Origin of the sequence: Paenibacillus pabuli NBRC 13638, from assembly GCF_001514495.1 — a bacterium.
GTDB classification, from domain to species: Bacteria; Bacillota; Bacilli; order Paenibacillales; family Paenibacillaceae; genus Paenibacillus; species Paenibacillus pabuli.
Genome location: NZ_BCNM01000010.1, coordinates 170,102 through 195,037 on the forward strand (window position 1 = coordinate 170,102; position 24,936 = coordinate 195,037).

Below are 24,936 nucleotides of genomic sequence, written 5' to 3' on the forward strand. Positions count from 1 at the left end.
AGAAGCGGAGCTAAAAGCTTTCTGAAAGAAAGCTGCATCGGAAGCATACGCTTCGCCTTTATCCCCGGATTTTCACCTTAGAAAAAGGGAATCAAAAAAATCTGGGGGTAACAGCGATCGGAAGGTTGTTCTGTCATCGGAGTGGCAAGTGTAAATCTTCTTCGTTCAATTTGTAATTCGGGGGGCGCTTATGAATATTGAGAACATTGAAGCATTTGTATACATCAATCATTACGGAAGCTTCAATAAGGCTGCCGAGGTACTCTTTTTGTCCCAACCTTCTGTCACCGCTCGTATTCAGTCCCTTGAACGTGAACTCGGCTGCAAATTGTTTGACCGTCTGGGCAAACAGATTGTGCTCACGGAAGAAGGGAGAAAATTCCTTCCCTACGCCCAGCAGGTGCTGCAAGTGATTCAGAAGGGAAGACAGAAGATCCAGCAACGCCGTACGACGCCCGACGCACTGCGACTTGGAAGTACGGTATCCGTATCCAACTATGTCATTCCAGACTTTCTGCCCAAAATTAAGGAAGCTTATCCTGAGGTCAGCGTGAAGCTGACGACAGCAACGACAGACCAATTGGTCGCCAAGCTGCTCAGTCAAGAGATTGATCTGGCGTTTGTACGCAAAGTCATGCATCCGGCGATCCGCACGGTTGCTTTTTATGAAGATCCCATTCAACTTTACGTTTACAAAGGACACCCGTTTATAGAACGTGGGCATGTCAGTATGGAAGCAATTCGGAATGAGCGACTGGTCTTTTTTGAATGTGGTTCACTGGACTGGCTGCGCATTCACCGGGCCTTTGACTCGCTGGAACATCCGCCGGATATTACATATCATGTCGATCATTCGGAAACGGCGAAGAAACTGGTTATGCAGGGGGCAGGCATCGCTTTTCTGCCTGGGTTAACCGTGCAAAAGGAAGTGCGGGAGCAGGAACTGTTCCCCATTCAGGTGCACGAGGTTGCAGGTGTATCGTTGCAGATCAGCGTCGTTACGTTAAAAGAAGAACATTCGCCTTTTGCAGAGCCTTTCGGGGAACTGCTGCGGCAGCTATAGAGCGTCATTAAGGAAGCAGGAAGGATTTAATAAGTCAGGTTCGGCATGATCGAAGGAGGAGAATAGGATGGGTATTCGTGTTGGCATATTGGATCAAACCCCGATCTATGAAGGAGAGACGCCGATTGATGCTTTTCGGCATACGATTGAATTGGTACAACGGGCTGAACAGCTTGGATTTCATCGGTTCTGGGTATCGGAACATCATGATTCAGGCCATGTTGCGGGCTCCTCACCGGAAGTGCTCATATCCCACTTGCTGGCGCATACGGAGTGGATTCGTCTCGGTTCTGGCGGGGTAATGCTTCAACACTATAGTCCCTACAAAGTGGCCGAGAACTTCAATGTGCTCTCTGCGCTTGGTCCGGGAAGAATCGATCTCGGTATTGGACGTGCGCCGGGGGGATTGCCCCGCTCCACACAGGCACTACAACAAGGGATTCAGGAGGCCGCTTCACTTAAGGATAAAATTAATCAGGTGAAGCAGTTCATCCATAATGAACCGCATGAAGATGAAACACATCCTTTGGCAGGCTTAAGCGCTGCACCTGTATCCGAAATTCCGGCCGAGCTTTATGTGCTTGGGGCAAGTGTCGATAGCGCAGGCATGGCGGCAGAACTGGGGCTGCCTTATGTATTTTCATTGTTTATTAATAGCAACACGGAGATTGCTCTGGAGGCTCTGCGTATTTACAGGGAACAGTTCGACCGCTCACATGGGCGGGAGCCGTATGCCATTCTCGCTATATCATTGATTGTGGCGGAGAGTGCGGAAGAAGCTGAAGGGCTGGCAAGCGAACATATGCTGGTCAAGATCCATCTGGAGAATGGCAAGGTATTGACGGTTGGTTCTGTCGAGCAGGCAGAAGAATTCGGACGGCAATCGAACGAGAAGTATCGGATCGAGATTCTGGAGCCAAGTGTGACGAGAGGTACGAAGGAAACGGTCGGTCATGCTCTGGCGAGGTTCCAGCAGGATTTTGCCGTGGATGAACTGATGGTTACTACAGCCACACGTGATTTTGCCAAGCGTATTCGTTCATTCGAATTATTGCGTGAGCTGCTGGATGAGCAGGGACTTGGCGAATTTGCGAATGAATCGACACCTGCGCAAGCGGTGATCGGTTAAACATATACATGGTATAGAGCATACCTGTTGAAGTGAAGTTCCCGTGTAATATATTAATCCATCTTACATGGGACCATACGATAATAAAAGGAGGCAATGTCGTGAGCAGTGATCTGAAACAGCCTGAGCAGCAGGCAGTGCAAGAAGAACAGGGCCACAAGCATGAACTTGACGTTGGGCAGGATGAAGAATTCGCAGAGCGCTTAACGGCGATTCGGCGACATTTGCATCGTAACCCCGAGCTATCTGGAGAGGAACGCGAAACGACAGAAGCCATTCGGGGCTGGCTGGTAGAGGAAGGGGCACGGATTGCAGATGAATATTCGCTGCGAACGGGCATTATCGCTGAAATAGGCAAGGGCGATGGCCCCGTAGTGGCTTTGCGCGCAGATATTGATGCCCTGCCAATCCAGGAAGAAACGAAGCTGGAGTATGCGTCACAAGTTGCTGGTCGAATGCATGCTTGCGGTCATGATGCACACACCGCTATTCTGATCGGTGCCGCACGATTGTTGAAACAGCGTGAATCCCGGCTGCCGGGCAAGGTTCGTTTGATTTTCCAGCCTTCGGAGGAGAAGGCGACGGGTGCACGGCAGGTTATTCAGAGTGGAGCGCTGTCCGATGTGCAGGCTATTTATGGCTTGCATAACAAACCGGATCTGCAGGTCGGTACGGTAGGTATCCGTGAAGGAGCGCTGCTCGCAGCGGCAGATGGTTTTGTCGTTAAAGTCGAGGGTGTGGGAACCCATGCGGCAGTACCGGAAGCAGGTATTGACCCGATAGTGGTTGCATCTCATATTGTGACTGCATTACAGGCCATCGTGAGTCGGAATGTCGGAGCACAGGAGAGTGCCGTGATCAGTGTGACCAAAATTCACAGCGGCACCGCCTGGAACGTCATTCCGGAAGAAGCCATATTGGACGGTACTGTGCGTACCTTTGACGAGAAGGTTCGTGCCCGGATTCGCGAGCGTTTCAACCAGGTGGTTGCCGGTGTCGCAGCAGCCTACGGGACACAGGCTACCGTACGCTGGATTCAGGGACCACCCGCCGTGGTCAATGATGCGTCATTGGCTGCTGCGGCAGAGCAGGTCGCGAGCGAGATTGGGCTGAACAGTATCAGACCGATACCTTCCCCGGCGGGCGAAGATTTTTCCTTTTACCAAAAGGAGGTTCCGGGTCTGTTCCTCTTCCTCGGAACGTCAGGTCCGCACGAATGGCATCATCCTGCATTCGATGTGGACGAACGGGCGCTGCCGCTTGGCGCACATCTTCTGGCAGCGCTGGCTGAACAGGCACTGCAAAAGTTGCAGTCAAACGGAGAATAAGCGATAACTGCTACGTAAATGCGCGAATAATGAATAATTAATAAGGTAATACAATAGCAATGGACGCAAAAAACGGTGACCTCAAACAGGTGACCTTTTTTGTTGTTGTACGCCCAGCATGGGCGTCATCTTTAGGATGAAAGTCCCGAACGGGGGCTGGCCAGCGCCTACCGTAGCCAAGGGCAAGGGTGTCGGCCGCGAGGCCGAATCTGAAGGAAGCTGAGGCAAATGCACGGGCCAAGGTACACGAACCTAATTTGAGGCAGTACCCGTCGGATGAGTCTCCAATACAAGACGAAATCCTAAGCCGCCAAGGGCTGGCGCTGTAAACTTAGGTGGTCGCGGGCGGGTAGATGACGTTCTTATCTGGAGAGGCCTGCGGGAGAAAAAAATGCGAAGTACCTTCGTAACCGTAACATAAGGAGCAATTCATTTGCCCGGCGTGTGCACAAGAATTAAAGCAACCATCTGACAATCCTCAACAATTCCCCCTTCAGCCAGTAAAGTCATCCGCATCTTCAAAGCATTCCAGCCATAATTTGTATGAAAACAATGGATCAAATTACGAAACAAAAAATATAAAGAAGGACAAATACTCTAAACTCATTAAAAAAACTGCCAGTAAACTTATACAGTTAAAAGAAATTATTGAACATCATCCTTATCTTTCACAACAAGAAACTGCTGAGAGAATGGGTATCAGTCAAGGCCGCGTATCCCAGCTAAAAAAACTACTTTGACGTGCTAGAAAAATACAAAAAATAAGGAGATTCATCTTATGAAACAAGTTTTTGTTTATCATGAAGGCGAGGATTATACTGGTATCGATATTTTCAAAAATTTCACGCACATTAGAGCATTCCATGGATGTAGAACAAACAGTCTAAATAGCTATTAAACAGAAGGATTACACCCTTAACAAAAGAAAGGGCATACGAGCAAATTCAAACAACCTTAAAGTCAAAAAAATATATCAGTGAAGAAAAAATTATGAGTACTTTCAATCAATTATGGACCGAGCCAAATCGGGTATGGTTCGCTATTACAAAAGAAGAAATTGTTAAAAGATCAGGGCATTATCTACTCTATTTGTAGTGAGTTCATTAATTCTGTTTTAACACAGTTTTATCTGAGAGATGAGTTAAAAAAGAATGGAAAACCAACTATTTTTGCTTGTGATGTTCCTCTAGATGGTGTTATAGGACAGCCTTATCAAGAAAATATAATAGATAGTTCAAGTAACAAAGAATCACTTAATCATTTATCTTTCATGATTTACATAATACTTTCTTCAGACGATATTGTTTCTCATGAACATCCTGATAGTAGTAAGATTTATGATCCTTATCCATATTAATTTGAATTTACAGAGCATTCTTCAATGGTGTGGTTAGTGAGGAATGAAACTAGCTAGCTTTTTTCCTTGCAAGATAAAGTGAGAGGTCTTGCGTGGGTTTCCTAATTAGGCAGCAAACACACTCAAGACGGCGATGGCCGTTCTCGATGGCGAATTGAAATTACTAAAGATATAAACTTAATGTTAAAGAGAGTTATATATTATAAAAATTACTATTTTATCTTGCTTATAGATGTGAAATATTGGTATAATTGTAATTGTTACTCCTGAGACATACCTCAATTGGGTGTTAGACGAATATTGGAGGCGATGCGTATAGGGAGTTAATAGTTTTTCTGTTTTAACGAATGAAAAGAACCTAACACTCACAAGGGAGGAATTTGTATATGTTAAAGAAATTCTACGCATTTACATTCATCTTTGTATTAGCGGTAGGAACTATCCTTGCTCCTGCATCTCATGCAGCAGCAAAACAGAAAAATGTTTCTAATCAAGAACTTCGTGCGTGGGCTGCTGAATTAGAGTATATTTTTGAGAACATTGCTCATAAGGATGAAGCACGTGGTCTATATATTATTGACGAGCAAGCATTAGCGAAATCCACGTTTAACCAAGAGGAAAAGCAAGGCGTACGTGCCATGATTCAATACATTAATAATGAGAACAGTGTCACGATTCAAAGCAATGCGTGGCAGAGATGCTGGCAAGATGCAGTAGGAATTAGCGACGATCTCCTAAAAGAATTTTTGGGTTATGTCGAGGCAAAGCAGTGGGCTGCTGCTGCTGGAGTTTTAGCAATTGGTGGTGTCATTTTAAGTCCAGTCGCCATTTTTGTATTTGGCTTAACATGTGGAGCTGCACCAGCAGGCTAAACTGATCTGTCCAGATCCCTTTTGTATGTTGCGGCATACAAAAGGGATTTTTTTGTTTCCTTAAAATTGTATATAATGTAAAATGAGGGTGATTGAAGCTGTTGATTTCCTGGTGATCGTTAATGTAACCAGGAAGAGAGGGAAGGAGTTGATTAGGATACTCATGTTAAGCACACTTAATGATTTGGGAGTGGTTTTTTTACTTGTTGGTTCCTTTTTTTATTTCCTACACTTAAAAAGAATCAAAAGACAAAGGCCATTAACAGGTGTGGAGCGCTCAATGTATATCATCACTCAAGCTGGTTATTTACTTTGGGCTGGAAGTAAGTTGCTTCTGTTAATCTCAAGTTAAGGACAATTGTGGATAGGTATCATAATTCATTCCGAAAAGTGAAAATCTTCAGCGAACAGTAGGTATATCACGTTTTCAACTGATAAAATAAGTAGAAAAAAAACGGCAAACTGTTAGTAAATTGATAGACACATTCATAATACAAACGTGGCGAAAGAGATGATAATTGGATTTTATACGAACGAACACAAAGGATTTAGATCATATTCTCATCGAAAAACTAAATGAGCTAAGGGCGATGAGAATTTCCACTTTATTAGATTGCAGACTTGCTGGTGAAAAGATTTTGGACCTAGTCATTCACCCAGCAGCCAATCTATGTAGGTGTCTTAAACCTCACGATCTAGAACTTCTGGTTTTAAGCTTCTCGATTACTTTGATCTATTGCTTTATAAGTTGAAAATTTAGGATTAAAATCAGGTATAACTAGCAGATTATTGGCATACAATAATAATGTAAAAGTTGCTAGTTTAAAGGCTACTCCCTTCTTAAAAGGAGAGTAGCCTTTGTGCTACACATACAAAAATTTAATTTTAAGTTTATCGTAATCTTAAAGTGAATCCCAGTTGAGGGACTTCTAAGGTAAATAACTATCAAAAACTAGGGCGAGATCGTATGGGACCGGTTTTAAACTTCCTTCTCCGTCGATGAAGACATAGTACCAGGTAAAGGGCCTGCTTTAATTAGCTGGTTTTTTTTGTATAGAAAACAAAAAAATGATTCTGATCTATTGACCGCTGGTTAACTTTTACATTATATTTCTAAATAAGCGGTTATATTGAAAATATTGGGTTTTTGATTTGGAGGGTGGTATTTTGGAGTTTTCAACTAAGACGATCCGATCAGAGTTGTATAATTACATAAAAGATAATCAAATAATCATCTCTCATTTTGCTGAGAGAGCAGGGATTAATCCAGGTACACTCAGCAAAATTATAAACGGAGTTATTCAGGTTCCTGTTCGGACACTAGATCGAATTACTGAAGCTATGAATTTAGAGCCTGGAGCATTATATGAAATATATATATATGAATGTTTTAATGAGAGTTCAGCGGATTGGAGAAGGTGTAAACCTTTAATTAATAGATGTGCTGAACTAAATAAACTTGATTGTCTTGATCAGTTGGTTGGTATAGTGATGGACAATCTAAATTACTCACCTATGCTATTTGATGTGGCTGAAATACTGAATAACAAGAACTACCATGAGGCTGCTTTGATTATATATAAGAAGGTTGCAGAAAGTGAGCGCTTCCAACATGCTGAGCGTTTAGCGACTTGCCAATACAGAATATTTAAAAATTCATTAACTGATAATCAAGAGATCAATTTGGAATGCGCTGCCCTGTTTGAACCGTTTATAAAAAGGTTGGGCGAGGCAGAGCAATTGGATGCATTAAAGGACCTCATAAATCTCCTCATGTCTTTACACAGATGGGATAAAGCAAAATCCTTAGCGGAAGAAATGGGTCGAATAGCAAATAATCTCTATGAACAAAAGTATAAAAAGAATCATAAAAATCAAAAATCAACTAAACCAGCAAAGCCACTATTTGGTTATATTCTTTATTCTAATCTAATTTTAGGTACGATTTCAGAAGAAAAGAATGATTTTGAAAATGCCTTAAAATATGTTTCTCAATATGAGGTTCACGATTGGATTGTTGAGACAGATGATTTTGCTGAGGCAACGAAAAAGCAATTTGCAGAGTGGGCGAAAGCTAACAGATACATGTATAGGCTTATGTCGGGAGAAGTGAGTGTACTTGATGAGTATGTTAAATATATCTCATCAAATGAAAATGAAATACTACGAGCTCTCTTCAAAATTGTGAAAGCTGCTGAAATGTATAAAATTAATATAGATAGCATTCTGCAGCGTTTTGAACATGTAATATCGAATCAAATTGTGGAAAATAGTCACGTGGGAACATACACCACTGAAATTATAGCCGATGGATTAGCAAATTTTTTAGCCGATGTGGGCGCTTACTACACTAGAAAAGATGAATATAGTATTGGAATTAATTACGTCCTCGAGAGTTTGGCAATATCAGCTAAAATTAACAATACCGCATGCATAGTGAGGTGTACATGCATGGTTGAGAAGTTTCGTCATTTTATCGATGAAACATCTTTAAAAAGATATACGACAATCATGACGATTTACGAGGAGGTTTTAACATGAAGAAAAAGTTGTCTTTAGTTATGTTGATTTTGAGTCTAGTAATTACTTTAGTACCTTTAAGTGCGTTTGCATCTGGAGAAATACCACCTGTACCGAAACCGCTATTTTCACCGAGTAGCCATGGTTCAGGCGGCTGGTAACTATGAAATTTAAAAAAGTCATAGGGCACCCAATGGGTGCCCTTTTCTGTTTTAGCAAGAAATATGATGTTCATTATTTTCTCTAACTTTTTACATAAAAAGATAATATATAACAGTATAGGAGCGTGGTACTGTGAATAATCGTTCTATTTTAAATATAAAACTAGAAGAAGAGAGACAAAAGTTACATAATCTTATCGAAGATCATGGCTTAGGTCATCCATCAGTGATCAAGCAGTCTCAACATTTGGATGGAATCATTAACGAATACAATAATAAGTCTAAAAGTAGTAGGCACCCTGCTGGAGCAAATGCTTGAGGGAAACAACCTCAGAGCTGCATATCAACGTGTGGTCCAAAACGGAGGAGCCCCCGGTGTGGACGGAGTAACGGTAGCTGAGCTACAAGCTTATCTGAAAACATACTGGGGTACGGTGAAAGTCGAACTCTGCGAGGGAACCTACAGACCCATGCCAGTCAAACGGGTGAAAATCCCCAAACCCGGAGGCGGCAAGCGGATGCTAGGCATCCCGACCGTGATGGACCGTCTACTCCAGCAAGCGCTTTTACAAGTGATGAATCCGATGTTCGACGCTCATTTGGACGGATAAAGGAACCCCGCAAGGCGGCCCACTCAGTCCGCTGCTCGCAAACATTCTGCTGGATGACCTGGATAAAGAACTAACCCAGCGAGGCTTGCGATTCGTTCGCTATGCAGATGACTGTACCATTTTCGTCGCAATTAAACGAGCAGGTGAGCGTGTCATGAAATCGGTGACTCGATTTGTGGAAGGAAAGTTAAAACTGAAAGTGAATCGGGATAAAAGTGCAGTAGCGCGGCCATGGAACCGCAAATTCCTTGGCTTTAGCTTCTTGTCGAACAAACAGGCGACGATTCGCCTAGCCTCTAAAACGATCTCTGGATTGAAGGAGAAAGTACGGGAAATAACGAAACGATCCCGGCCCATGTCGATGGAAGAGCGTATCTCGAAACTGAACCGATACCTCATGGGTTGGATGGGTTATTTCAAGATCGCGTCTGCCAAAGGCCACTGCGAAAGATTGGACCAATGGATTCGAAGAAGACTGCGAATGTACCTATGGAAACAGTGGAAACGAGTCCGCACACGCATTCGTGAACTCCGGGCTTTGGGCGTCCCGGAGTGGGCCAGCTTTGTCATGGCTAATTCCCGCAAAGACCCATGGGAAATGTCCCGAAACATAAATAATGCCCTTCTGACTTCCTATTGGAAGGCGAAAGGGCTGAAGAGTTTACTTTCTCGTTATTTGGAGCTTTGTTAACCTTCCGGAACCGCCTAGTGCGGACCCGCATGCTAGGTGGTGTGAGAGGACAGGGGCTAGCCGCTCCTTCCTACTCGATTCCGTATTTTTAATTTAACAGTTGTGGTTCAGCTGAACCATTGGCTGCATTGGGGGATACCCACTGATCGGATGCCAAGAATGAATATGCAAAAGCATGGCTGGCATCCGTGATGCCTTTTAGTCGTCGTTGATGTACCTCTAATAGCAAACGTTGGACTAATTAGGGTTGACGCAAATGCGTCAGCTCTGTTCCAGTTTGGACCTAAAATGACAGTCATAACGCTCTTTTTTTGATATGGAAATATTTGTTGACGCCTTCAAATGGGATGTGCTATATTTTTCTCGACTGTTAATCGTAATAATTACTATTAATCAAATATAGCTAAGTGAGCTCAGGCTTAATTCCATCACAAGAATAGGAGTAGCGGCTGCGATGAAACAGGAGATTGATTTTATCAAGTTTAATCCCACGCAAAATATGACGGTTCTGGTGAAGACGAATCATCCAGCTGAGACATATCCACACATTGCCGCCCAAATTATGTCCTATGACAATGTATATGCCGAACAAGTGGGGTTCATTGGCGGAGCGATAAAGCCGGAGGCGGCTGCCCATTTGGAAATGGCCGGTGGAGAGTTCTGCGGCAATGCCTGCATGGCCCTGGCTGCATATATCGCGTCCGAGAACGAGTTGAAATCCACTGATTTCACAGAAATCGTCTTGGAGGTTTCCGGGACGGATCAATTAATCAGGTGTCAGGTGAAGCAGGAGCAGAATGAATATTTTTGCCAAGTCACGATGCCCATGCCTGAGCGGATTGAACAACGAACCGTCAAGTATGAGGGAATCGATATGGATATGGTGATCGTGCGGTATCGGGAGTTCATCCATATCGTCATCGAAGTGGAAGCGTTTGATGAAACGATGAGAAAGAGGGCACAAGCGCTGGCGCGATTACTAGGCTTAACCTTGGGGGATAAGCTGATTGGCATTTTATTATACAACTCCCAATCGGAGGAGCTGGCACCGCTCATATTTGTCCCACAGCTGGATAGTCTGATCTGGGAAAGGGGGTGCGGTTCGGGTACAGCCTCGGTGGGAGCCTATCTGGCATGGAGCAGGCAAAAGGAAATCGTTCAGCATATCAAGCAGCCTGGTGGTGCGATTAAAGTGATGGCTGAGTGGAATGGAGCAGAGCTTGAACGAATTACAATCGAAGGATCGGTTGGCATCGTGGCCCAAGGCACAGCATTTATAGATGCATGACCATGACGAGTTATAGGAGGAAGAGGAATGGAGACATTGATTGATTTTCAAACATGCTTGAGTGAATTTTCCGGGAAATTCGATGAGCTGGCAGGCCGATATGACCATACGGTTCAGCACAGCTCAGAGCTGGAGGCTTTAATTGATGACTATTCCACGTTTATAACAGACAAGCAAAATGAACGAATCTGGGAACAGCTCGATCAGCAGGAATCAGTCGGCATGCATCAACTAGTCCTTGATTTGCGAGACAAATCTGCACGGTGTGTGGCGGTTATGGAGAAATATCGGGCATTGAAGCTGCAAGACGGACATGTGGAAATCGCGGAGTATTTCAGAAACATAGAAGAATGTATTGAAAAAGAGTTTGGCAGCTTTCATGTCACCTCGGATTCCAAAGTACTGCTGGTAGGCTCCGGGTCATTTCCCATGACGCCTTTGTTTATCGCCAAGCGAACAGGGGCAGAGGTGGTTGGCATCGATATTGACGCAGAAGCCATTACACTCGGGCAGAAGGTTGTGGAGAAGCTGGGTGCGGGCTTGAACATTCATTTGGAGCAAACATTGGCGCAGGACCTTGCTTTTACGAGAAAAGCAACACATATCATTTTCAGTTCCACGGTTGCCAATAAGTATGATCTGCTCGATCAATTGCATGCATTGACGAATGAACATGTGGTAGTGGCGATGAGGTACGGTAACCAGTTAAAGTCGTTATTTAACTATCCGATGAAAGAGACTGACAGCAGCAAGTGGAACATGGTCGACAATATTCTGCGTCCGGATGATGTGTTCGATATTGCATTATACCAAAAAGCATAGCTCGCTTGAGCTTGGGAAAGAGAGGTCCATATGAGCGGATTTCAACGAGTGCTGCTGCTCGGAACTGGCCCTGCATCCATTCAGCTGGCAGTAACGCTCAAAAAGCAATTCCATTGCACCGTAGGCATAGCGGGAAGAGAATCGGTGCGTTCAGAATCTTTTTTTGAAGCAGTTCGGCAAAGTAATGGATTCATTGGAGCAAGCATTCAAAATGAAAAGCATCGACCGTTGGCAGGGGAATGCTTCATCGATCGGGTGTTTAAGGGATATGAGACCATTGAAGGCGAATGGGATACGATCATTTTCGCTGTGACAACGGATGCTTATATCGATGTATTGAAACAAATGAAGAATGACTTCATCAAACAAGTGAAATTCATTATTTTGGTCTCCCCAACCTTTGGATCCAACCTGCTGGTAAGCCATTATATGAGGAAGCTTCACGCGGATACGGAAGTGATCAGCTTCTCTACCTATTTGGGGGATACCCGACTGATGAACGACCAACCGTCCAATCATGTCATCACAACTGGAGTTAAGAAAAAGGTCTATATCGGTTCTACCTCAACTCCTTCTGAACATGTGGACAGACTGTGCAAGATGTACGAGCAATTGGGCATTGCCCTGGAGGTTATGCCATCTCCAATCGAGGCGGAAGCGAGAAATATTTCTTTATATGTACATCCGCCGCTGTTCATGAATGACTTCTCATTGGATGCCATCTTCGGAGCGTCAGACATTCGGAAATATGTATATAAAATCTACCCCGAAGGTCCTGTAACCCAATATTTGATTCGGGACATGCGGATGCAGTGGAACGAAATGATGACGATCACGGATCGGCTCCGTATTCAGGGTGTCAATCTGCTGCAATTCATGACAGATGATAATTATCCGGTCCGATTGGAGAGCTTATCACGCCAGGATATCGAGAATTTCAATCAGCTGCAGGACATTCATCAAGAGTACTTATTATACATACGATACACCTCGTTGTTGATTGATCCCTTTTCGGAACCTAACCCGGAGGGCAAGTATTTTGATTTTTCGGCTGTTCCCTTCCGGAAGATGTTTGTCAATCAGGATGGAGCATTGGACATTCCCAGAATGCCCAAGGAGGATTATTACCGCGTCAAAATCATTCAGGGCATTGCGAGACATTTGCAGGTAAGCTGCCCAACCATCGATAGGTTTATTGCCACCTATGAGGCGAAGATTCAAGAAGTCGCTCACGCTCACCCGGATCAGGATTTATCCGATGCCTTTGTCGTTCAATCCTTCAATGAAGACATTCGGATGATCTGCACAGGGCTGGCGAACACCGAGGTCTAATTACAGCTCAACTATACAAGTTTAACTCATATTTACACGATAACGGAGAGGACAGAAAAAACCTGGAGAAGCCATGCGTTCGCCTTTATCACCGGATTTTCCCTTTGGAAAAGGGAATCAAAAAAATCTGGGGATAACAGCGATCGGAAGGTTGTTCTGACCGCGCAGTGGTCTAGTGTAAAGTTATTGGTTTTACTTGTATATATCTTTCATGATCAGGAGGAAATGTTGTGAAAAAGGGTAGTGCTTTGGGTTTAATACTGCTGTTATTGTCTGTCATTACCGTGCTCGCTGGATGTGGGCAGGATAAGGGGACAACAACGGAGTCTGCGAATAGCGAGGTCAAGTCTGAACTCATTTATGCATCCGCCAAGGATATTAATGATATGAATCCTCATTTATACACCGGTTCCATGCCCGCACAAGGGATGGTTTACGAATCCCTGGTTGAAAACACGGTCGATGGAATCAAGCCATTGCTGGCAGAATCCTGGGATATTGCCGAAGACGGGAAAACGTATACGTTCCATTTGCGACAGGGTGTGAAATTCCATGATGGTGAACCGTTTAACGCCGAGGCGGTCAAACAAAATATCGATGCGGTTCAGGCGAATGCCGAAAAACATGCCTGGATTAAGTTATCCACCAAAATCGTAAGCACAAAAGTCCTGGATGAATACACATTTGAACTGGTGCTTTCCGATCCCTATTACCCAGCTTTGGTGGAGCTGTCCATGACCAGACCGTATGTATTTATATCACCCAAAGATTTTACGAACGGGGGTACCAAAGACGGGGTGAGTGGCTATGACGGTACAGGACCCTACAAGCTCACCGGACATAAAATAGATCAGAATGCAACGTTCGAAGCCAATAAAGATTACTGGGGCGGCACACCCGAGATCCAAAAAATCACGTCCAAGGTTCTTCCGGCAGGGGAAACGACATTACTGGCATTACAGAAGGGCGAAATCAACTTTGTATTCACCGATGATCGGGGTGCCGACAGCATTGATGTTGAAGCCATGAATCAATTGGCTGACTCGGGTGATTTTCAAGTGGTCCGAAGTGAAGCGATGAATACGACTATGATCGTAGCCAATAGCAGCAAAGTGGATAACCCGGTCCACGAAACGGCTGTTCGTGAAGCGATATGGGTTGCGATTGATCGGGAAACGATCAGCAATGACATTTTTAACGGAACCCAGACCGCAGCGGACACCTTATTCTCGACCAACGTTAACTATGCCCATGTTGAATTGAAGAAGCGGGAGTATAATCCCGAAAATGCAAAAGAGCTTCTGGAAAAGGCAGGTTGGACATTAACAAACGGTAAGGCAGTGAGAACGAAGAATGGCCAGTCATTAGCTCTGACATTGTATTATGACAGCAATTCATCTTCGCAAAAAACACAGGCGGAATTGATCCAGCATGCCTTAAAAGATTTGGGCATTCAGCTGGAGATTGTCGGTGAGGAATCCACTTCCATCGCGAACAGAAGGGCAACCGGGGAATATGATCTGCTGTTTAATCAAACCTGGGGACTGGCGTACGATCCACAGAGCACCATCTCTGCGTTTACATCGGATTCTGCCTATAAACATACAACAAGCGGCATTGCCCAGGCGGATGAACTATATAAAAAAATTGATGAAGTCATGGTCTCTACAGATGAAGCATCCCGTCAATCCCTGTACGCCGACATTATGAAATTGGTCCATGATGAAGCTGTGTTTATTCCGATTACCAATGGGCGGGTTACGGTCGTGGCTCCCAAAAATCTGGACGGAATCTCATTCAAACAGACTCAATATGAATTGCCATTTGAGCAAATGAAATTTAAATAGAGCGGGGATGGATATGGGAAGTTATATAGTCAAACGGATATTGCTCGCCATACCCCTGCTGTTCGTCATTTCATTGATAACGTTTGTACTCATTAACCTTTCGCCCCTGGACCCCGCCGTAGTTGTATTACAGGCACAGGAGGTTCCTCAGATCACGGATGAATTAATCGCTCGAACGAATGAAGCATTGGGGTTCGATCAACCGTTCGTCATTCAGTATGTGAATTGGTTGATGGCCTGTATGCAGCTTGATTTTGGCAGCTCGTATGTATCCGGTGAACCGGTGTGGTCCCTGGTTGGTCCTGCCTTACTGAACACATTAAAATTAACGCTGGCATCATCGGTGTTCATTATTGGATTCTCCATCCTGTTGGGTGTGATCTGTGCTATGAGAGAAGGAAAAGCCGTTGATAAATCGGTCAGAGGCCTCTCGTTTGTCCTGACCGCAATGCCATCGTACTGGCTCGCAGCTATCATGATCTGGACTTTTTCCGTCAAGTTGGACTTGCTGCCTACGAGCGGAATGGATTCGTTGAAGAGTTATATTCTCCCGGTGATTGTGATTACGGTGAGTTATACAGGCATTTATTTTAGAACGGTCCGGAGTTCAATGCTAAGCAACATGAATGAGGATTACGTGCTCTATGGAAGGGCAAGCGGCTTAAGTGAACGGAAGGTGACCCTGCATATTTTACGAAATTCACTGCAAGTGGCGGTATCCATATTTTGCATGGCGATCCCCATTGTGCTCGGCAGTACGGTTGTGATTGAAAATGTGTTTGCCTGGCCGGGACTCGGGAGGTTGAGCGTGCGGTCCATCCTCAATCGGGATTTCCCAATTATTCAGGCGTATGTTCTTATTTTGGCCGTAACCTTTGTGCTGTTTAATACGATTTCTGACGTGATCAATGCGGCGATGAATCCCAGATTAAGAAAGGATCTCTAATGCGAGTATTAAGAAATTTAAGCAAAGACAAGCTTGCGATGACATCGCTCGCTGTTATTGTGATCATTATTGCTGCGGGCATATTTGCGCCGTTGTGTGCACCTCATGATCCGGAGGAAGTGAATATGAAGCTTCGATATGCTGCCTCCTCTTGGAGTTATTGGTTAGGAAATGATCATTTGGGCAGATGTGTGTTATCCAGACTCATTTATGGTATTCGTCCCAGTGTGCTATGGGTTTTGGTTGCCTTGATGATATCTGTTCTGGTCGGAGCTGTCGTCGGATTTATCGCGGGGTACTTCAAGGGGAAGACAGATGCTTGGATCATGAGACTATGTGATGTCATGCTGTCTTTTCCGGGATACGTCATGACACTGGCAGTGGTCGGCATTCTGGGTGCGGGACTTGAACATATTCTGATTGCGTTTGTGGTCATGAAATGGGCGTGGTTTGCCCGCGTCATTCGGACATCGGTGATGCAGTTCTCCGAGATGGACTATGTAAAATTCGCCAAAGCCTCTGGCATTGGCAGCTTTAGAATTATAACCAGGCATATTGTTCCGGTTACATTTGCCGATGTTGCGGTGGTCGCTAGTAGCTCCATGTGTTCAATGATGTTACAGATTTCAGGGCTCTCCTTTCTGGGTTTGGGAATCCAGGCCCCACATGCCGAATGGGGGATGATGTTGAATGAGACTAGGGAAGTCATGTTCTCCAGACCGGAGTTGATGCTGGCACCTGGACTAGCCATTGTCATTGTGGTGTCAGCCTTTAATTTTTTGTCGGATGCACTTCAGGTCGCTTTGGACCCCCAATTAGTGACTTCGACTTCCCGAGGTAAGCTTCGTAATAAAGAGGTGGAAAAGGCCGTTTATGAATATAGTAGAGGTTAAACATTTGAAGATCTGGGATGCCCATACGGACAAGGTCATTATTCATAACAGCTCATTTCAGGTCAAACAAGGAAGCTGTCTGGCCATTGTCGGGGAAAGCGGAAGTGGCAAGTCCGTCACATGCAGGTCCATTATGCGTTTGAATAAACCCTGGATTCGCCAATCCGGAACGATTCTCTTCAAAGGCGAGGACATGAACCAGCTTTCTGAACAAGAGATGAGACGAAAAAGAGGCAAAAACCTGTGCATGATTCTGCAAAATGGCATGAGCGCATTTGACCCTTCTTCAGTGATCGGCGTTCATATCCGTGAGACGCTACAGACGCATTTCGACTGGAATAACAAAGAGAGCGAACGGAAGATTATTAGCGCCATGGAAGGCGTCATGTTAAAGAATCCGCAGGAAATCCTGAATCAATATCCACATCAGCTATCAGGGGGCATGCTGCAGCGAATTATGATTGCATTGGCACTTGTGTTGGAGCCGGATCTGATCATTGCGGATGAACCTACAACGGCACTGGATACGATCTCTCAATATGAAGTGGTTGAACAATTGATTCGACTGCGCGAACGAATGGGTTGTTCCATGCTGTTTATATCCCATGACCTCGGTGTGGTCCAGAAGATTGCAGATGAAGTGATGGTCATGAAAGACGGAGCCATTGTCGAAAGTGGGCACATTCGGTCTGTTTTTACGAAGCCGAAGCATGCCTATACTCAATATTTGGTTTCCACCCGGTTGGAGCTGAGCAATCATTTCAGGAAATTGATGCAGGGAGGGGATACAGATGCTCAAGGTGGATGGGATTGAAAAGTCCTATAAACAAGGCGGATTATTCTCCAAACAAAGACAGAAGATATTGAAAAAAGTTGCATTTGAATGCCAGCATGGCGAATGTCTCGGCATCATCGGTGAAAGCGGAAGCGGTAAGTCGACATTGGGCCGTCTGATCCTGGGTCTCGAGAAGCCTGATCGCGGGCGTATTTTATTTGAGGGGAAAAACGTGAATAATCGTAGCGTGCGAATGGGCAGCATCAGTGCTGTATTTCAAAATTATACATCCTCCATAAATCCGTTTCTTACGGTGGAGGAAGCCATTATGGAGCCTTTGAAGGCTCAGGGAAAAGTGGAAGCCCATATGCAAAGCAAAGTGGATACATTGTTGCATCAAGTGGGATTAGACTCTTCCTACAGGCTCAAATATCCGCATGAATTATCCGGTGGAGAGGCACAGAGAGTGTGTATTGCGAGAGCCATATCCACAGAACCCCGATGCATTGTATTCGATGAAGCCATCAGTTCGCTGGATGTGTCTGTGCAGATTCAGGTGCTGCGATTGTTAAAAGAATTAAAGCAATTCTATCAGATGAGCTACGTATTCATTACGCATGATATTCAGGCGGCAGCCTATATTTGCGACAGGGTTATTATTTTCAGGGACGGTCAGATTGAGGAAATGGTACCTATTGAGCAGCTGAAGGATGTTCAGTCCGAGTATGCCAGGAAATTATTAACCTATTTAATTACGTTCCAGGGGGAGGACCAAGGATGAGTGGAGCGATGTCTTGGCCCTTTCTGCGTTTGTATATCCTAGTTCTTCTGTATTTTAGTGCAAACGCCATTCTTAATGTGATTATCCCTTTACAGGGTGAATCCTTGGGAGCGAGCAGTACAACCATTGGGCTGATTATGGGCGCCTATATGTTTACCACCATGTTTTTCAGGCCATGGGCCGGGCGGATCATTCAAAAGCGCGGGCCGATTAAAGTGCTGCGTTTTATTCTGATTATCAACGGTTTTGCCTTAATTTTATATACGTTTACTGGTCTTGGGGGCTATCTGGTGGCTCGTATTTTACAGGGGGTATCGACCGCGTTCTTTTCCATGGCTTTGCAGATTGGCATTATTGATGCCCTGCCGGAGAAAGACCGTTCCCAGGGCATTTCCTATTATTCGTTGTTCAGTTATATTCCCGGTATTGTGGGACCTGTCTTGGCGCTAGGAATCTGGCAGACAGGCGGGATGGACTATTTTACAGTCGTTCTGATCGGTATTGCCGTTTGTACAGGCGTCTTCGGTTATACGGCCAAGATGGACAAGAGCAAAGAGCAGCATCCTGCTGGAAATCCATCGGAGCAGACCGTAAGCATGTTTCAATCCTTTCGTCAATTGGTGCAAAATCCATTCTTGTTTAGATGCAGTGTATTAATGCTCAGTGCTTCCGTTGTGTTCGGTGCCATCACGACCTTTATTCCCCTGTACGCCAGTCAATTGCCAAGCGGCAATGCGGGTGTCTATCTGATGCTTCAGGCAGGAACCGTTGTATTCGCTCGGATCATGTTACGTAAAAAAATCCCTTCTGATGGCAGGTGGCACGCACCTTTTATCATGGGAACGATGCTGCTGTTGGCCGCAGCCGCACTATGTGTAAGCCGGGCAATCACAGGAGGAGCTGTCCTTTTGTATGTGGGGGCCATCTTGATGGGTATCGCTCAATCCATTCTCTATCCAACGTTAACCACCTATTTATCCTTTGTGCTGCCACAGCTGAACCGGAATGTGTTAATCGGTTTATTTATTGCGACAGCAGATCTGGGTGTATCTCTGGGCGGGGTGTTGATGGGACCGATCGCTGATCTATCCTCCTACTCGTTTATGTACATGATTTGTGCTATCCTAGGGGCGGTAATGATGGCTTTTGCCTACGAACGAAGAAAACCAGTCACCGATGTGTCTGTGAGTTAACTGCAGCTAGAAAGTGGGGACGATGTTTTGAAGCCTTCTGTAACGACAGGTGGCACATTAAACCCGGTATCTTTTTCATTTATCCGGTTTTATTTGTTAGCCTTTTTATTTTTTGCCGCGAATTCAGCTTTGACGATTATTCTCCCTTTGCGGAGTGAGGCAGCGGGGTTGAACCAGGCCGAGATTGGCCTGATGATGGGGGCGTACATGTTTACGTGTATGCTGCTCAGGCCTTTTGCTGCACAGCTTCTAGGGCGTTACGGTCCGCTACAGGTAATGAAGTGGCTGTTAATTTTGCATGCTGCAACGTTGCTGTTGTTTGTTGTTTTTGGTGTGGAGACGTATTTGTGGCTGCGGGCGCTGCAAGGTGTAGCTACGGCCTTTTTTTCCATGACGATGCAGGCTGGCATTGTGGAAAAGCTGGAGGACAAGGAGCGGGCTCAGGGATTGTCCATGTATACCCTTTTTACGATGGTACCGTCTCTGGTCATTCCCCTACTCGCCATCCAGATCTGGGAAAATGCCAGCGACATCTGGTTTACTTTGCTAATGATCGGTTTGGCGGCCCTTCCGCTCCTGATCGGCTATTACGTGGACTTGCCCCGAAGCACGGTCCAGAATAAATCGTATACGCTGGGGGATATGGTGCGGTCATTCGGCGGCATCTGGCGCAGCACACCACTGTTGATCAGCAGCGTAGTTATGCTGTTTGCTTCATGTGTATTTGGAGCCACCGCGACCTTTCTTCCGCTGTATATGGTATCGACCGGAAAGGCGAGCGCGGGCGTGTTTTTAACGATCCAGGGGTTGGTTGTCATCTTGTGCAGATTCATTCTGCGCAAAAAAATTCCTTCCGACGGCAGCTGGAATACATGGCTGATGGCGGGTCTGCTGTTATGTGCAGCACTGGGAACCCAGCTGCTCGCCCTGTCAGAGACGATCGGTCCGCTGGTGTACCTGTCTGCGGTGTTCAGTGGTTTTGCCGTGGCATTGCTGTACCCGACATTAACCACTTATTTATCATTTGTACTGCCGACCGATTCCAGATATGTACTCATGGGTATTTTCATGTCCTCGTATGATCTGGGATTCTCTCTGGGCGGGCTTGCGATGGGATTAATTGTACAAATAAGTTCGTATTCAACCATGTTTACAATCTGCACGCTGTTATCCGTTACAGCCATGATTCTCGTCTTGGCCTTCAGGCAACGAATGGAAGCAGGGAATAGGGCTAAATCGGTGGCGGCGACCTGATTGTATGGCGGCGTATATAAGAAAAAAATGAAAGGCGTATGGACTGATTTTTTCTGGAGACACATCATTATGATTCGAAGCTACAGGAGGCAGGTCATAGGCCTTTTTTTGGCTGAGGTTTTTTTGATTTTTCATTAAAAATGATTTGACAACATCGTTCAACAGGATTATAGTCATTGTTGTTAATCGTAATAATTACTATTAAAGTCCAGGTTACACAGACTGCAAATATAAGGAGTAGAGATCTATGACACAAAAGCAAGTTCCGGTAACCGTACTGAGTGGTTACCTCGGTTCAGGGAAAACGACTGTTTTGAATCATGTGTTGAACAACAGACAGGGGCTCAAAGTTGCGGTGATCGTCAACGACATGAGTGAGGTGAACATTGATGCTGCGTTGGTTAAGGGGGAGGCAACCTTGTCTCGAACCGAAGAGAAGTTGGTGGAGTTGTCGAACGGCTGTATCTGCTGCACCTTGCGGGATGATCTGATGCAGGAGATTGAAAAGCTGGTGAACGAAGGCAAGTATGACTATATTTTGATCGAATCCACCGGCATCAGTGAACCTGTTCCAGTTGCACAGACCTTTACATACGCCGATGAGGAATCGGGTATTGATCTGACTCGCCTAGCCCGATTGGATTGTCTGGTAACGGTGGTGGATGCCAATCGATTCTGGCATGATTTTGGATCAGGACAGAGTCTTCTGGATCGTAATCAGGCGACCGGAGATGAGGACACCCGTGACGTCGTAGACTTGTTGATCGATCAGATCGAAACCTGTGATGTGCTGCTGCTGAACAAATGTGATCTGGTCGATGACACCGAGCTGAACAAGCTCGAAGGGGTCATCCGCAAGTTACAGCCTAACGCCAAGATCATTCGGACTGAGAATGGACAGGTGAATCCGTCTGAGATTCTGAATACGAGTCGCTTTGATTTTGAGAAAGTGAGCATGTCCGCTGGATGGATTCAGGAGCTGGAGAAGGAGTCGCATACACCGGAAACCGAGGAATATGGCATTGGTTCCTTCGTCTATCGCCGCAGAAAGCCATTCCATCCTTCTCGTCTGGCTGAGTTCATGAGTTACTGGCCGGAAGAAGTAGTACGTGCCAAAGGATTGGTATGGCTCGCGGCTGAAGGGGATGTTGCTGCAAGCCTTAGTCAGGCAGGGCCATCCATTCAGTTCGGTCCTGCGGGACATTGGGTCGCGGCGTTGCCGGAAGCGGATAAGGAAGAAATTTTGCGTAACGAGCCGGACGTTCTGGAGAAATGGGATGCCCAGTGGGGAGATCGTCAAACGGAGCTTGTCATGATCGGAATCGACATGGAACGTGCCAGCATTGAAGATGAGCTGGATCAGTGTCTGCTCAGTGATGAAGAAATGCTGGCCGACTGGGGTCATTTCGACAATCCCCTGCCATGGCCTGTGGAAGTCGTATAACTGGGAAGTTGATGTTCTAAACATAAATTCAATGGATAAAGGAGCTGTAACTCATGGCTAAGAAATCAAAAGTGGTACGTGAGAAGCAACGCCAGGCGATAGTAGCAAAATATGCGAACCTGCGCCGGGAGCTGAAGGAAAAAGGGGATTACGAGGCATTGCAGAAATTGCCACGGAATGCATCTCCAACTCGTTTGAAGAACCGTTGTGAAGTGACAGGTCGCCCGCGAGGTTATCTACGCAAGTTCAAGGTGTCTCGAATTAAGTTCAGAGAACTGGCCCATCAAGGACAGATTCCTGGCGTAACAAAATCCAGCTGGTAAAATGATCAAGGGGTGGTATTTCGCTGAAAGGATGTGCATCTTCATGCTGGACTTGTTTACGTTACGGAGAATTGAGTCCGTAATGAACGGATATATTCACGAGAAGGTACCCGCGCCACTGCGTACGATGGTGAAGTTGACGTATGTGATGAATGACAATGAATTGATCCTGACCGAAGAAAGACCCGCCGAGGAACGGTATCAATGGGACAAGATGCATATTGCTCGATTTTACTGGGAAGAAAATCAGTGGAAAGTGTATGCCAGAGATGAACAGAGCAGCTGGAATCCGGTAGATGTTATTACACCTTGTTCTGATTTTGAGAATGTGCTTGAGCAGGTGGAACGGGATGAGGCTGGACTGTTCTGGCGCATGTGAGCGAGTTCAAAGATAACCACATTCAGTGGCTATCTTTGGGCTTTTTTTGTGTCCAAGAATCAATGAAGCAAAGAGGGAGACGATCTTTTGATCTTCCTTCCTTAATGGGTAAAAGAATAAATAAAATCTGTTTTACAATAAAAATTTATTGTGAAACGATAAATATTATGATAAATTCATATCACTTAAAACAAGTGAGGTGCTTTTTGTGAAGCGAGGTACAACCATCTTTTTAAAATTAGCTGTGTTGCTTATTGGTGTTCCCATTCTTGCCTTATGTATATTCGGCATACCCTGGTTAGCGAACAATCCGGTGAATCCGAATTATGCAGGTGTACTATACCCTATAGTGATTATTATGTATGTGTCAGTTATTCCGTTTATCGTTGCACTGTACCAGGCATTCCGTCTGCTGAGCTACATCGACAAAAATGAAGCGTTCTCTCTAATGTCAGTGAAATCCTTAAAAACAATAAAATATTGTGCTATTGTAATCAGTAGTCTCTATTTTGTGATGTTGCCATTTGTTTATGTTGTAGCAGAGAAAGATGATGCCCCAGGCCTCATTCTAATGGGAATGGTTCCTATTTTTGCTTCATTGGTCATCGCAGTGTTTTCCGCTGTGCTCCAAAGATTGTTACAGGAAGCGATTGATATTAAATCAGAAAATGACCTAGTGGTCTGAGGTGAATATATGGCCATTATAATCAATATTGATGTGATGTTGGCAAAGCGGAAAATGACGGTTACCGAGCTTGCAGAGAGAGTTGAGATCACGATCGCCAATATTTCCATATTAAAAACAGGAAAAGCAAAAGCGATCCGTTTATCCACTCTGGATGCCATCTGTAAAGCACTGGATTGTCAGCCTGGAGATATATTGGAATATAAGGCCGACGAGAATGAAGATACGGATGCGCATTCCTGAAAAATGAGCGAAGAAGACTCTGCATATTATATGCAGAGTCTTCTTTTGCGTCAGCATATCAAGGAACTTGTGCCTATAAGGAATGATTGTGCATCATTCGAAATTGCATAGGCGTTACATTTTCCTGGGTTTTAAAACATCGGATGAAGTAGCTTGACTGTGAAAATCCCGTTTCCAGCGTAATTTGTTTAATGGAAAGGTTCGTTGTCGCGAGCAGCTGCTTTGCGTGTAGTAGCCTGGATTCCAAGAGGAATTCCGGGAAAGAGATTCCAAACGTCTGACTGAACTTACGGCTAAAGTATGTTGTACTGTATCCGGCTATCCCGGCAACGTGTTCAAGTGTAATATGCTCGTTACTATGGGAACGAATATAATTCCCTGCTTCACGAATTCGCTCTGAAGTGTGATTCAACGAAACATTGATTCGGCTCGCTGCGGATTGCAATCGGGTCAGAAGCTCATATAGAGTAGCTGCCATGCTGTGTTCATCTTCCACTTGATAGCCTCTTCCTAGGTCTAGTAATCGATCCATCAGCCTGGTAATCACCGGGAAGTTGGAACATTGAAACAGCCATGGCTCGTCCACTCCTTTTCCATTTAACAGTTCTTCGAGACGAACGCCATAAAAATGAATCCAACGAATACTCCAAGGATCATCCGAATCTGAGTAGTAGGTTTGTCTGAGACCGGGACCATAGAGGAATCCCTGCCCCCGTGTTAGCTCATAACGAGTGGTTCCCGTGTCCAGGAATCCTTTACCGTCCAGGACAAGGTGCAAATTGTAGCATTGATCCAAATTAATTTCTTTGGTTCGATATTCCCGATTCACATGATGCTTCGGAAAGTCACTGTACCCTCCAATAAAATCGGGAAAGCATACATGTCTGGGGAAAACCGGCTTGGGGAGAAAGATGTGTTCTTTCACGTGCATCCTCCATTTGAACGCAATATTTTTATGTAGTGAACTGAAATAGATTCAGCCCACTGTTATTTGAATCT

General features: G+C 45.1%; 25 protein-coding genes and 1 pseudogene. 25 read left to right on the forward strand and 1 reads right to left on the reverse strand.

Annotated elements, in window-relative coordinates:
- The first annotated feature begins 190 nt into the window (after window positions 1-190).
- From PPA03S_RS15185 to PPA03S_RS15290, 25 genes and pseudogenes are all read left to right on the forward strand, one after another.
- Window positions 191-1,063, forward strand: coding sequence for a LysR family transcriptional regulator (locus PPA03S_RS15185; RefSeq protein ID WP_062324147.1), 873 nt, complete (start codon window positions 191-193; stop codon window positions 1,061-1,063).
- Window positions 1,064-1,130: 67 nt separating this feature from the next.
- Window positions 1,131-2,192, forward strand: a complete 1,062-nt coding sequence (locus PPA03S_RS15190) for an LLM class flavin-dependent oxidoreductase (RefSeq protein ID WP_062324148.1) — start codon at window positions 1,131-1,133, stop codon at window positions 2,190-2,192.
- Between the two features lie 137 nt (window positions 2,193-2,329).
- On the forward strand, window positions 2,330-3,520 hold the full coding sequence (locus PPA03S_RS15195) for an amidohydrolase (protein ID WP_062324219.1): 1,191 nt from the start codon (window positions 2,330-2,332) through the stop codon (window positions 3,518-3,520).
- A gap of 539 nt (window positions 3,521-4,059) precedes the next feature.
- A complete protein-coding gene (locus tag PPA03S_RS34380) occupies window positions 4,060-4,260 on the forward strand; it encodes a sigma factor-like helix-turn-helix DNA-binding protein (RefSeq protein ID WP_167666046.1) in 201 nt (66 codons plus the stop codon).
- A 317-nt stretch (window positions 4,261-4,577) separates the two neighbouring features.
- Entirely contained in the window at window positions 4,578-4,877 is a 300-nt protein-coding gene (locus PPA03S_RS32900) for a hypothetical protein (protein ID WP_157284175.1), read from the forward strand.
- Between the two features lie 386 nt (window positions 4,878-5,263).
- Window positions 5,264-5,749, forward strand: coding sequence for a hypothetical protein (locus PPA03S_RS15200; protein WP_062324149.1), 486 nt, complete (start codon window positions 5,264-5,266; stop codon window positions 5,747-5,749).
- A gap of 1,167 nt (window positions 5,750-6,916) precedes the next feature.
- Window positions 6,917-8,290 (forward strand): helix-turn-helix domain-containing protein, encoded by a 1,374-nt coding sequence (locus PPA03S_RS15205; RefSeq protein WP_157284177.1) that lies wholly within the window; start codon window positions 6,917-6,919, stop codon window positions 8,288-8,290.
- Window positions 8,287-8,430, forward strand: a complete 144-nt coding sequence (locus PPA03S_RS32905; RefSeq protein ID WP_157284179.1) for a hypothetical protein — start codon at window positions 8,287-8,289, stop codon at window positions 8,428-8,430. Before PPA03S_RS15205 ends, PPA03S_RS32905 begins: the two co-directional genes overlap by 4 nt.
- Before the next feature lie 133 nt (window positions 8,431-8,563).
- Entirely contained in the window at window positions 8,564-8,749 is a 186-nt protein-coding gene (locus PPA03S_RS32330) for an aspartyl-phosphate phosphatase Spo0E family protein (protein ID WP_082704172.1), read from the forward strand.
- Window positions 8,682-9,732: pseudogene (locus tag PPA03S_RS32045) on the forward strand (group II intron maturase-specific domain-containing protein). Before PPA03S_RS32330 ends, PPA03S_RS32045 begins: the two are co-directional and overlap by 68 nt.
- A gap of 454 nt (window positions 9,733-10,186) precedes the next feature.
- Window positions 10,187-11,020 (forward strand): histidine racemase CntK family protein, encoded by an 834-nt coding sequence (locus tag PPA03S_RS15220; protein ID WP_062324152.1) that lies wholly within the window; start codon window positions 10,187-10,189, stop codon window positions 11,018-11,020.
- A gap of 27 nt (window positions 11,021-11,047) precedes the next feature.
- Entirely contained in the window at window positions 11,048-11,842 is a 795-nt protein-coding gene (locus PPA03S_RS15225; protein WP_062324153.1) for a nicotianamine synthase family protein, read from the forward strand.
- A 30-nt stretch (window positions 11,843-11,872) separates the two neighbouring features.
- Window positions 11,873-13,174 carry an opine metallophore biosynthesis dehydrogenase gene (locus tag PPA03S_RS15230; RefSeq protein WP_062324154.1) on the forward strand — a complete coding sequence of 434 codons (1,302 nt, stop codon included), beginning with the start codon at window positions 11,873-11,875 and terminating at the stop codon, window positions 13,172-13,174.
- 230 nt (window positions 13,175-13,404) lie between these two features.
- Entirely contained in the window at window positions 13,405-15,021 is a 1,617-nt protein-coding gene (cntA, locus tag PPA03S_RS15235) for a staphylopine-dependent metal ABC transporter substrate-binding lipoprotein (RefSeq protein WP_062324155.1), read from the forward strand.
- Between the two features lie 13 nt (window positions 15,022-15,034).
- The gene (gene opp1B / locus PPA03S_RS15240; RefSeq protein WP_062324156.1) at window positions 15,035-15,967 is read left to right on the forward strand and encodes a nickel/cobalt ABC transporter permease; all 933 of its coding nucleotides are present in this window, start codon (window positions 15,035-15,037) and stop codon (window positions 15,965-15,967) included.
- Window positions 15,967-16,860: a staphylopine uptake ABC transporter permease subunit CntC gene (cntC, locus tag PPA03S_RS15245; RefSeq protein ID WP_062324157.1), complete on the forward strand. Its 894-nt coding sequence runs from the start codon at window positions 15,967-15,969 to the stop codon at window positions 16,858-16,860. Before opp1B ends, cntC begins: the two co-directional genes overlap by 1 nt.
- Complete coding sequence (gene cntD / locus PPA03S_RS15250) at window positions 16,841-17,674, forward strand: staphylopine uptake ABC transporter ATP-binding protein CntD (protein ID WP_062324158.1); 834 nt, start codon at window positions 16,841-16,843, stop codon at window positions 17,672-17,674. Before cntC ends, cntD begins: the two co-directional genes overlap by 20 nt.
- Window positions 17,652-18,416: an ABC transporter ATP-binding protein gene (locus PPA03S_RS15255; RefSeq protein WP_062324159.1), complete on the forward strand. Its 765-nt coding sequence runs from the start codon at window positions 17,652-17,654 to the stop codon at window positions 18,414-18,416. The genes cntD and PPA03S_RS15255 overlap by 23 nt, the downstream gene beginning before the upstream one ends.
- On the forward strand, window positions 18,413-19,609 hold the full coding sequence (gene cntE / locus PPA03S_RS15260; protein ID WP_062324160.1) for a staphylopine family metallophore export MFS transporter CntE: 1,197 nt from the start codon (window positions 18,413-18,415) through the stop codon (window positions 19,607-19,609). Before PPA03S_RS15255 ends, cntE (PPA03S_RS15260) begins: the two co-directional genes overlap by 4 nt.
- 27 nt (window positions 19,610-19,636) lie before the next feature.
- A complete protein-coding gene (cntE, locus tag PPA03S_RS15265; protein ID WP_068964112.1) occupies window positions 19,637-20,863 on the forward strand; it encodes a staphylopine family metallophore export MFS transporter CntE in 1,227 nt (408 codons plus the stop codon).
- 247 nt (window positions 20,864-21,110) lie between these two features.
- Entirely contained in the window at window positions 21,111-22,307 is a 1,197-nt protein-coding gene (locus PPA03S_RS15270) for a GTP-binding protein (protein WP_062324161.1), read from the forward strand.
- Between the two features lie 53 nt (window positions 22,308-22,360).
- Window positions 22,361-22,630, forward strand: a complete 270-nt coding sequence (gene rpsN, locus PPA03S_RS15275) for a 30S ribosomal protein S14 (protein WP_062324162.1) — start codon at window positions 22,361-22,363, stop codon at window positions 22,628-22,630.
- A 43-nt stretch (window positions 22,631-22,673) separates the two neighbouring features.
- Complete coding sequence (locus PPA03S_RS15280) at window positions 22,674-23,009, forward strand: DUF3024 domain-containing protein (RefSeq protein WP_245683627.1); 336 nt, start codon at window positions 22,674-22,676, stop codon at window positions 23,007-23,009.
- 208 nt (window positions 23,010-23,217) lie between these two features.
- Entirely contained in the window at window positions 23,218-23,694 is a 477-nt protein-coding gene (locus PPA03S_RS15285) for a DUF2975 domain-containing protein (RefSeq protein WP_062324164.1), read from the forward strand.
- A gap of 9 nt (window positions 23,695-23,703) precedes the next feature.
- Window positions 23,704-23,937 carry a helix-turn-helix domain-containing protein gene (locus tag PPA03S_RS15290; protein WP_062324165.1) on the forward strand — a complete coding sequence of 78 codons (234 nt, stop codon included), beginning with the start codon at window positions 23,704-23,706 and terminating at the stop codon, window positions 23,935-23,937.
- 73 nt (window positions 23,938-24,010) lie between these two features.
- On the opposite strand, the gene PPA03S_RS15295 is transcribed toward PPA03S_RS15290, so the two are convergent.
- Window positions 24,011-24,862 carry a helix-turn-helix transcriptional regulator gene (locus PPA03S_RS15295; RefSeq protein WP_062324166.1) on the reverse strand — a complete coding sequence of 284 codons (852 nt, stop codon included), beginning with the start codon at window positions 24,860-24,862 and terminating at the stop codon, window positions 24,011-24,013.
- Window positions 24,863-24,936 lie beyond the last annotated feature (74 nt).